At 67.0% G+C, this 1,943-nt stretch carries 1 protein-coding gene; it reads right to left on the reverse strand.

What is annotated here, in order from left to right; all coding sequences use genetic code 11:
* Positions 1-1,943 (reverse strand): SDR family oxidoreductase (locus WA317_RS06490; protein WP_425172254.1); only part of this gene is annotated, 1,943 nt, incomplete at both ends.

A 1,943-nucleotide genomic window follows, 5' to 3' on the forward strand; every position in this document is an offset into this window, starting at 1 on the left:
ACCTCGCCGGCCCACTTGCTGTTGCCGTAGCCGTTGGCGTAGCTGTCGTTGATCGCACGCGTCGCGCTGATCTTCCGGATGTCGGCGTCCTCGACGAACTGGCCCGGCTTGATCTGGTCGCCGACGCCGATCGTCGACACGTAGGTGTACGACTTCAGCTTCGTGGTCAGCGCGATCCGGATCAGCTCCGCGGTGCCCAGCGCGTTGGGGCCGAACAGCTCGCCGTACGGCAGCACATGGTTGACCAGCGCCGCGGGATCGACGATCAGATCGATGGTGTCAGCCAGCCGTTGCCAGGCCTGCGGGTCCAGCCCGAGGTTGGCCTCGCCCTTGTCGCCGGCGATGACCTCCAGGTGGTCGGCGGCCAATTTCTGGTAGTGCGCCAGCAGCTTGGCATCTCCGCTGTCGAAGGTGCTGTCGAGGCGGGCCCGGGCGGCCTCGTCGTCCTTAGCCCGGACCAGCGCAATCACCTTGCCGTCGACCAGCGACATCCGCTCCAACCACTCCAGCGCCAGGTAGCGGCCTAGAAAACCCGTGGAGCCGGTCAGCAGCACAGTGCGCACCTCGCCGGTCGGCTGCGGCAGATTCGGCGCGGCCACCAGCGTCGCCGAGTCGAGGAACTTGTCCAGCGTCAAGTCCCCGGCATGCACCTCAGTCGCGTCCCGACCGTGCACCGCGGCGAAGGTGGGCCGCTTGGTGCCCTGGCGCTCGGCCTCGATGTAATCGGCGATGGCCTGCAGGTCGTTGGCCGGGCTGACGATCACGCCCACCGGCACGTCGACGTCGAAGATCTCTCGCAGCAGGTTGCCGAAGCTCAGCGCCGACAGCGAGTCGCCACCCAGGTCGGTGAAGTGCGCATCGGGCGTCAGGTCGGAGCTCGTCGCACCCAGCATCGCGGCGGCGGCCCGGCTCACCGTCTGTAGCGCCGGCGCCTGGGCGCCGTTGCGGCGCAGTTCGGTCAACTCGTTGGCCTGGCCCTCGGCCAGATCGGCGTACAGCTCCTCCAGGCGTTCGCCGTAGTGCTGCTTCAACTTCGGCCACGCCAGCTTCCGGATACCGGTCAGCAGCCCGTTCTCCAGGGTGAACGGCTCCGTCTCGATGATGAAGTCGCGCGGCACCTCGTAGGACTGCAGGCTCGCCTCGCGAGCAACGTTCTGCAGCGACTCGGCGATGCGCGCCTTCAGCGTCGCGGCGTCCCCATCGGCGGCGTAGCGCTTCAGTGCATCTTCGGTCGGCACCACGACCGCCAGCAGATAAGGCTGCGCGCTGTTGCCGTAGACGTAGATTTGGCGAACCAGCGGGCTGTTGCCGAACACCGCCTCCAGCTTGGCCAGGGTGACGAACTCGCCCTGTGCGAGCTTGAGCACGTTGTTGCGGCGGTCGACATAGACCAGGTGGTCGGGTGCGGTCTCGGCGAAGACGTCGCCGGTCCGGTAGTAGCCGTCGGCGTCGAACACCCCGGCAGTGGTCTCGGCCCGCTTGTAGTAGCCGGGGAACATGTTCTCGGTTTTCAGCAGCAGTTCACCGCGCGGATAGGGCCGGTCGGTGCTGAAGTAGCCCAGGTCCGGAACGTCGTCCAGCTTGTAGTCGACCACCGGCGGGCGTTGAATCTGCCCGTCGAAGAGCACCATGCCGGCCTCGGTGGAGCCATAGCCGTCCAGCAGCGGCATCTCCAACAGCGACTCGACCCAGGACTTCAGCTCCGCGGAGGTCGGTGCCGACCCGGTCATCGCGAAGATGAACCGCCCGCCCAGCAGCTCGCGGCGTATTTCCTGCAACACCTGCGCCTCGGCGGCGTCCCGGCTGAGCCCTTCAGCTGTCCGCCGGTCCACTTCGCTGCCGTATTCGTGGTACAGCATCTCCCAGATGCGCGGCACAAAGTTCAGCTCGGTGGGCCGCACCAGGCGCAGATCCTCCAACAGCGTCGACAGGTCGCTCTTGGC

This window comes from Mycobacterium sp. (assembly GCF_049802695.1).
GTDB lineage: Bacteria > Actinomycetota > Actinomycetes > Mycobacteriales > Mycobacteriaceae > Mycobacterium.